8 protein-coding genes are annotated in these 8033 nt (G+C 52.3%); 6 read left to right on the forward strand and 2 right to left on the reverse strand.

Features of this window, described 5'->3' with window-relative positions:
* Positions 1-192 precede the first annotated feature (192 nt).
* Together PAT3040_RS06475 and PAT3040_RS06480 are read right to left on the reverse strand one after the other, a co-directional pair.
* Positions 193-1311 (reverse strand): copper amine oxidase N-terminal domain-containing protein, encoded by a 1119-nt coding sequence (locus PAT3040_RS06475; RefSeq protein WP_108991946.1) that lies wholly within the window; start codon positions 1309-1311, stop codon positions 193-195.
* Positions 1312-1387: 76 nt separating this feature from the next.
* A complete protein-coding gene (locus PAT3040_RS06480; protein WP_373863931.1) occupies positions 1388-2221 on the reverse strand; it encodes a phosphatidate cytidylyltransferase in 834 nt (277 codons plus the stop codon).
* A 363-nt stretch (positions 2222-2584) separates the two neighbouring features.
* Here PAT3040_RS06480 and PAT3040_RS06485 point away from each other — a divergent pair, with 363 nt between their 5' ends.
* The 6 genes from PAT3040_RS06485 to PAT3040_RS06510 all read left to right on the forward strand — a co-directional run bounded on the left by PAT3040_RS06485 (position 2585) and on the right by PAT3040_RS06510 (position 8030).
* Positions 2585-3142, forward strand: coding sequence for a hypothetical protein (locus PAT3040_RS06485; protein WP_087570797.1), 558 nt, complete (start codon positions 2585-2587; stop codon positions 3140-3142).
* Positions 3143-3241: 99 nt separating this feature from the next.
* A complete protein-coding gene (locus tag PAT3040_RS06490; protein WP_087570796.1) occupies positions 3242-3463 on the forward strand; it encodes a DUF1450 domain-containing protein in 222 nt (73 codons plus the stop codon).
* 95 nt (positions 3464-3558) lie between these two features.
* Positions 3559-4065: a ferritin gene (locus PAT3040_RS06495; protein ID WP_087570795.1), complete on the forward strand. Its 507-nt coding sequence runs from the start codon at positions 3559-3561 to the stop codon at positions 4063-4065.
* Between the two features lie 119 nt (positions 4066-4184).
* Entirely contained in the window at positions 4185-4745 is a 561-nt protein-coding gene (locus PAT3040_RS06500) for a GNAT family N-acetyltransferase (protein ID WP_108991948.1), read from the forward strand.
* A gap of 39 nt (positions 4746-4784) precedes the next feature.
* On the forward strand, positions 4785-6362 hold the full coding sequence (locus PAT3040_RS06505) for an ArnT family glycosyltransferase (RefSeq protein ID WP_181376461.1): 1578 nt from the start codon (positions 4785-4787) through the stop codon (positions 6360-6362).
* Positions 6363-6488: 126 nt separating this feature from the next.
* Complete coding sequence (locus PAT3040_RS06510; RefSeq protein WP_108991950.1) at positions 6489-8030, forward strand: trypsin-like peptidase domain-containing protein; 1542 nt, start codon at positions 6489-6491, stop codon at positions 8028-8030.
* Positions 8031-8033 lie beyond the last annotated feature (3 nt).

The raw sequence follows: 8033 nt of genomic DNA on the forward strand, positions 1-8033 counted from the left end.
GGAGCAGAAGGCGATCGAGCTGTTGAAGCAGGCGCAGCAGTAAATCGTTCATGAGTATGAACTGAACGAGGCTTGCCGCGGGCTTTCCACGCCGGCAGGTGGCGAATGATTTAAAAAACAGGAAGAGATGCCCGGTCCCATCGGGCGTCTCTTCCTGTTTCATTACATAATAGATGAGTTCTCGTTCTCCGCTTAGCCTTTCGGCGTCAGATCCACCTGGACGTCGTCCAGGTACCACGTTGTTAGCCCTTCAAAACCGGAGTCGCTGCCGATGATGACGAAAAGCTCGCCCTTGTCGTTCGACTTCAGCGTGGCTTGATGACTCATCGGCTTCGCCTGAAAGTCTTCGACGGAGTCGTCCGGCACGACCATATTGCCGACGTTTTTGAGATCGGCACCGTCCTGCGCCTGGTTGCCCTTGTCCGCGTTCAGGATGAAGTAAGGTTCTTCTCCATGCACATGATCCAGGCGGAGCGCTTCGGGCTTCGTTGCGACGAAACCCGCTTTGATATAGACCGATTCGCCAGGGGAACCGCCTACGCCCATCATGCCGCCAGGCACGTCTGTATACAGTTTAAAAGCAACGGATGCATCGTAAGTCATATTCGGCTCAAGGCCGCTGATCTTCTTCGTTACGAACATAAAGAGATCATCGCTGCGGTTCATGCCGACCATCTTTAGACCGTAGTTGCTTTTGTTATCCGACAAATCGATCAGCCCGCGCCTGAACTCCAGGTTGTAGATGTTGGGATTGTAGGCTACAGGCAGATCGGCGAAGCCGCCTTCCCAGCCGTCCTGGTCTTGGTCGAACGAGAATTGATGAGTCACCGTCTCGGCGTTTGCCTGGATAATAACCTTGCGGCCAGAGTTCTCCCAGGTTGTGGTTGCGGCGAGCAGGTCGGCTACGCTCTTTGCCGGGATGAAAGCCTGTCCTTGCTTAATGACGACTTTGGCCGGGAGCTTGATGCCCTTGACGTACGTTCCCGTCACGCTATCCTGGTCAACCGTCAACAGAACGGTCAGACCGGCTCTCTCCAGTTGGATGGTCCGATCCGTATCGTTCCAAGTGAGCTTGGCGTCCAGTCCTTCCGCGAACGCGCGGGCGGGAACCATGGCTACGCCTTTCTCGATGTATGGAGCTTGCTTTAACTCAAACGTCCCGTCGTTGTCAACGGCGTTTAGACTTCCTATTTGGAATTGTACGGACGGAGCAGCATTGCCGGCACCAAATGCCATCGTTGCATGCAACGATGCCGTCATTGTAAGCGCGGCGAGCATCGCCACAGCTTTTTTGCGTTTGTTCTGCCTCATGAGGTGCACCTGCCTTTAAAGGGTTTAGTTGTTAGCTTTCGCGTACCCATAGACGGGGGCGGTCCCATAAAGGTTGCTACATGAAGTCGAAAAAATAGCGAATGACATGAAAAAAGACCGGAGAAGCGTAAGTCAGACTATCGACGCGGCTCAAAAAGCTTTTTTTCGAACTCTTGAATTTGTTGTCGTCGCCAAGCAATAAATCCCGCTTTAAAACGGACACAGTCAAGCTGCCGAAAAAGCCGCTTAAACTGATGAGCATGCCCGATAACACGCCAAACAGCTGGTCGAGCGGCGTCAAATACGGATAAATGAACGTCGAGACGGCGGTCGTCACGACGAATCCGCAGGCGAACCCCTCCCAGGTGATATAGGGGTTTGCGGTCGGAACCACCTTTCGCTTGCCTCCGTAGATAGACACGAGATAATTAACGACATCGTTGATTTGCGTCAGCAGCACCAGGAACAGGACGATTCCCGCGCCATACTCCGGCGTCGCGAATTGGAAATAAGCAAGATGGCTGAGCCCGAACACCATCAGCATAAGTCCCCATTGCGTCGAACTTACGCTGCGCAGGAAGCCTGCGGTTCCTTTGTTAATGAGCCTGGGCATGGGAAGAAGCAGGAACACGTAGACGGGAATAAACACGATAAACATCCCGTACCACTCGATGTAGATCCAGTAGAACTGCACGGGAATGGACAAGTACGCCCAGAGAAACAATCTGCGGTCCGCCTTTCTCGTCTTGATCATGGAGAAATATTCCTTCAGCGAGAAAAACGACAGCACCATTAGAGAGAGAAGGGAAACGACCGGATTGATAATCGTGGCCAGGCAAAAGACAAAGAACATGCCCCACCACGTCTTGATGCGGAAAGCGATGACTTCATGATCCTTGCGGGACAACATGCGATCGGCCACCAAGTAAATGAAATTCACAATTAATAACCCTGCAAATACGACGACCAGCGCCGTTATGGAATCGTTCATACGGAATCACCATCTTGCTCCAGGATAGATTACTATAAAATGAGAGTTCAGAAAGTCCGGTTATCAGTACCGAGAAGATTGGATGAAGCTAGGACCTGAGGAGCGGAGCGTAGTGGAAGCTACGTGAGCACCGGAAGGTCCGGCTGAATTCAATATTCGACGTCGAGTAAGCTACTTGGATGACTTCGTAATGGGAAGCGGACTTTATGAATATCCTCTATAAAGTGACACTATGTTATTATGTAGGAATATCGATGATTTGATAAGGGGATAACGTAAAAAATGGAACGCGACGTATCGGTTTTTATTTTGCTTACGAATACCGGGACGCTTTTTACGAAGGTTATACAAAGTTATACGAAAGCACCTTATAACCACGCTTCCATCTCGTTCGACCGGGAGCTGTCGGAGCTGTACAGCTTCGGGCGCAAACATCCCAGCAACCCGTTCGACGGCGGCTTCGTCAAGGAAGACATCAAGACGGGGACGTTCAGCAAATATCCCGGTACGACCTGCGTCCTCTATGAGCTCGCTATAACGCGGCGTGAGGAAGAGAAAATGAAACGTGTGCTGCGGTTTTTTATCCGGAGCCGCGGTAAATTTCTGTACAACCTGCTCGGCGTAATCGGCGTCGCCTTAAAGGAGCCAGTCGAGTTCAGCAATTCCTACTTCTGCTCGCAGTTCGTCGCCGAGATTTTGTCCCGTTCGGGAATCAAGCTGTGGAACAAGCTGCCCGCGTTGGTCACGCCGGACGACTTTCGCCAGAATGATCGACTGGAGCTGATCTACGAAGGAAAGCTGAGTCAATACGATCCGCATGCCATCCATCGTTTTCGTTAAGCGAATTGGAGCTTGTCGCTTGACAACGGGAATGATAATTACTATCATCTTAAATGAGAGGAATTATCATAGTTTGTTTACTTGACGACGAGGTGGAACATGAAGAAGGTCAAATATTGCAAACGCAACTTGAAGCTAGGCTCCAAGTCGGTCTATAAGGCGATGAAGGAGAAGTACCCCGAGATCAAGGGGAAAAAAAGCGACTGTTTGGGCAATTGCAGAACCTGCAAGATGGAATGTTTTGTCGTCGTCAAATCGAAGGCAGTCACCGCGCCAACGCCAGAACAACTCTACAAACGATTGAAAAAAATGATTGGTTAACTCTATAATTGGGAAATATAGGAGGGGCGTCCATTTGCCGCCTCTCATTTTTATGTTAGAATAAATACAAATAAGAAGGCGAGGTGCACATTATTATGAAAGACTCTTTGGCTCAAGCGTTAAACGAACAAATGAACTTCGAGTTCTACTCCGCACACGTGTATCTTGCGATGGCTGCATACTGCTCCGGCGACAGCCTGGACGGTTTCGCTAATTTCTTCATCGTACAGGCGGAAGAAGAACGATTTCACGCCATGAAAATTTATAAGTTCCTGAACGACCGCGGCCGCCGAGCGACTCTTGATGCGCTGCCGGAACCGAACAATGACTACGACTCCGTGCTGCATGCCTTCGAGCAAGGCTACAAACATGAGCAGCAAAATACGGAACGCTTCTACAAGCTGTCCGACCTCGCGATGAACGATCGCGAGCACGCGACGATCAACTTCCTGAAGTGGTTCATCGATGAACAGGTCGAAGAAGAAGCGTTGTTCGACAGCATCATCAACAAGCTGAAGCGGATCGACAAGGACAGCAACGCGTTCTACATGCTGGACAACGAGTTCGCCGGACGTTCCTTCACTCCGCCAGCCGGAGAGTAACGAAAGCTTGACGGCAGGGACATAACCTATAATAGAGCTTCTCCTATGCATGAATGGACATGCTCGGGAGGGCTCTATTTTTGTGAAAATACGGCTATTCAGTGGAGGAGAGGTATATTATGATAGATTCAGCTACGGTCAAAGACGCGGATGCATTGCTGCCGCTACTGTTATCCGCGATCGGCCCTATTGCGCATACGCTGTCGGGCACGACCGACGATGTAGAGACATGGGATGTGCTGCGCGATTTCCTGTCTTCGGAGCATAACCGTCTCAGCTTCCGCAATATTTTGGTCGAACGAAGAGACGGTGCGGTCGCAGGGATGCTGATCGCTTATTCCGGAGATGCGGCAGAGGAACTGGATCGTCCCATCCGAGAAAGGCTTGAGTCTCTGCACGGGGAGGAAGCGGCAAGCGCGGTCGTGACGGAATGCAAACCCGGCGACTATTACCTGGACTCTATTGCGGTGGATGAGCGGTTTCAGGGACAGGGCATCGCCAAAAGCCTTATCGCCGCATTTGAGGAACGGGGACGATCACAAGGTTACGATAAGTTATCTCTTATTGTAGAGCCGTACAATGAAGGCGCGTACGCGCTATACCGCAAGCTGGGATACAAGGATGACGGCTTGTGGCAGGTGAGCGACGGCGCGTACAAACGAATGATTAAACAGTTGTAGCCCTTCGCGTGCCGGATGGCTGCCATCGGGGGAATCTGGGTGAAGGTTGTCCGAAACAAAACATGGCTGTGGATACGGAGCAATCCGCTCCTTATTTTGATCTTTGCGGCAGGAGCTTTCATACGCTTGTGGTATGGGGGTTCGCTGCCGCCCGGGCTTAATCAGGACGAAGCGTCAATCGGGTATGACGCGTACGCCATTTTGCATCATGGCGTCGATCGTAACGGGGTGTCGCTGCCCGTGCACTTGATCGCTTGGGGAAGCGGTCAGAATGCGCTGTATGCTTACCTGTCCATGCCGTTTATTTATGTATTCGGGTTAAACGAATGGTCCGTTCGCGCCGTCAGCATGCTGATGGGTCTTATTGGCATGGGGACGATGTACGGCATAGGGCGCAAGCTGTTCGACTCCCGCCGAGGCGCGTTAATCGTGCTGTTCCTTACAGCGATATGCCCATGGCATGTCATGATGTCCAGATGGGCGCTTGAATCGAATTTGTTCCCGACGCTGGCGCTGCTGGCAGTCTACTTCTTGCTGCTCGGCCTGGAGAGGCCGAGGTGGCTGTTCGGCTTCACCGTCATGCTGGCGTTGTCGATGTATGCTTACGGAACGGCCTATTTTTTTGTTCCCGTATTCGCGCTTGCCGCTGCGATTTATCTGTGGGTATCGGGGCGGATAAAGCCGCTGCTTCTGCTGGCGCACGGAGCGCTCCTGGCTCTGCTGTCGCTACCGATTCTATTATTCCTCTATATTAATAGAGCGGATAAGTCAGAGATCGTTACGCCGTTTTTTACGATTCCCAAGTTGACGGTGCCGCGCGTGGAGCAGGTATCCTCCGTGTTCTCGGGTAAGGTTGCCGAAGGAATAGCGGCACGCTTGAGAAGTTTGCTGGAGCTTCTGATCTCGGGGACCGATGGACTGCCCTGGAATGCCATGACGGACTTCGGCTACCTTTATCCTATCGCGATCCCTTTCCTCGTTATTGGAATCGGCGTTATTGCGGGAAAGGCATTTGTTGCAAAAAGCGCGCCCCATGTCATTGTGGGATTGTGGCTGATAACGGCCATGCTTATGGGGCTGATTATCGATATAAACATGAACCGAATGAATATAGTATTTTATCCTTTGATATTGCTTGCGTCGGCGGGAGTCGTCTGGAGCGGAGAGCAGATCCGCCACTCCCTTAAACTGTCGATCGCCGCGTTTACGATTTTTTTCGCCATGTTCGGCTGGCAGTACTTCACGAAGTATCCGGAGGAGATCGGCCCGTCCTTCTACGAATCGTTCGGAGACGCGATCCGTTACGCATCGGATGCAACCGACGGTCCCATCTACGTGACCGACAAGGTAAACATGCCCTACATATACGTTTTATTCTACGAAAAGATCCATCCCGAGGCGTTCGCAAGCTCCGTCGTGTATGCCAATCCGGGGTCGCCATTCCAGCAGGCGGCCTCCTTCGGCCGATACATCTTCGGCCCTTCTGTTGCCGAGTCTGGCAGTCCCGCCGTATACATTGTGCCTAATTACGAGCTGCCGCCTGCCGCTACTCTGGAGGGCTTTAACGTGCGTTCGTTTAAGAACTTTTCAGTTCTGACGGGAGCCTCTTCCAATTAAAGGTTTATACGAGACGCTAATCCCTGTGCTGCAGCGGGAAATGATAGACATGCCAAAATAAGGATGATAGGATTAATAGAGAAATAGTACTAGTCATGACATGGGAGAGATTGAGAGGAGCCGGAGATGAAACATTACACTTGGTATAAGGCCGCGGTCTGCACGATGCTTGCCGCGGGGCTGCTGTTCGCCCCGCTTGCCGGAACGGGAACTCACGCCCATGCGGCAACGGCGAAGGCTACAGCGGGCGAGTCGCAGCAGCAGTTGTCCATCTGGGTGGACGGGAAGAAGCTGTCTGCTCCCGTGGTGAAAGTGAATGGGGTAGCGCTTGCGCCGATGAAGGAACTGGCTGAAGCTCTGATGGCCGTGTCGGTGCTCGAGCCGAAGACGGGCGCGATGATCGTGAGAGCAGGCGGTTTGACCGTAACGATGTCGCCTGGCAAGAAGGAAGCTATCGTGAACGGCACGACGGTATTCATGGCGACGCCGGCGTTGCTGAAGGATGGCGTTCCGTATGTTCCCGTACGATTTCTGGCCGAGCTGCTAGAGGCAACCGTAAAGTGGGATGCCGCAGGCAATGCGATTAAGATTGAGACTTGGGACTATTATGGTGAAGAAGAGCCATTCGAAGAGGAATGGGAGCTCCCCGAACTGCCTAAGCTGTCAGCCAAGGATATCGTGAATCTATATGACGGCAGCGTCGTCATGATTATGACGAATAAGGCGCAAGGCAGCGGCATCGCGGTCGGAGAAGACCTGATTCTGACCAACTATCACGTCATGGAGGACGCTACCTCGGCTACCGTATACGATATTTATTCCGACGAGATGAAGGTTAAGGGAGTCGTGGCCTACAATGAAGCCGCGGATCTTGCCATTATTCGTACGGAGCAGCCGCATGAGCTTCTACCTGTCGAGGTCGGCTATGACTACTATGCGGACAAAGGCGATCGCGTCGTGGCGATCGGAAGCCCGCTTGGCCTTCAGAATACCGTCTCCGACGGACTGATCAGCAATCTGAGCTACCAAGCCGGCATCAGCTGGATTCAGTTCAACGCGCCGACCGATCATGGCAGCTCCGGAGGAGCGTTGTTTAATGAATACGGTCAATTCATCGGCATTACGTCGGCTGGTTATGATAACAGTCTGGCGGATCTTAACTTCGCCGTCGCTGCCTTCCATGCGGCCATGCTGCTGGACGAGGTGACGGAAGATAAGGTAAAGAAAGCGAAGTTCCTGGATCCGTCTCTGCCTGAGACGCTTGCAGGCGCACCGTTATCCAAGATCCAGAATCTGTTGAAGGAGGAATTTTCCTCGGTTGTCACCTCCGTCGGAGAAGCGGAGTTTACGAAGTGGGAAGCGACGAGGGATGCGGAAGGCTGGCTCGTGCTGACGGCCAATATCGATCCTCTTTTCTACCTCTATTCCGCGAATCAAGTAGAGGACGAGCTTAAGTTGTGGACGATTCTGCTGGGTCAGGAATTCCACCGGATGCTGCCGGACGAGAAAATTCAGGTATTGATCAACTTCGAGCGGGATTACGGCTTCCAGCCGCGAGGCTTCGGGCAGGGAGAAGTGACTTTCCTCGGCGAAGGCAAGTGGCGGGTCAAGCATACCGTCATCGATATGCAGCTTAAGGATCAAATGTACATTCGGACAAGAATGTAGACG

Source organism: Paenibacillus agaridevorans (assembly GCF_003112455.1).
GTDB classification, from domain to species: Bacteria; Bacillota; Bacilli; order Paenibacillales; family Paenibacillaceae; genus Pristimantibacillus; species Pristimantibacillus agaridevorans.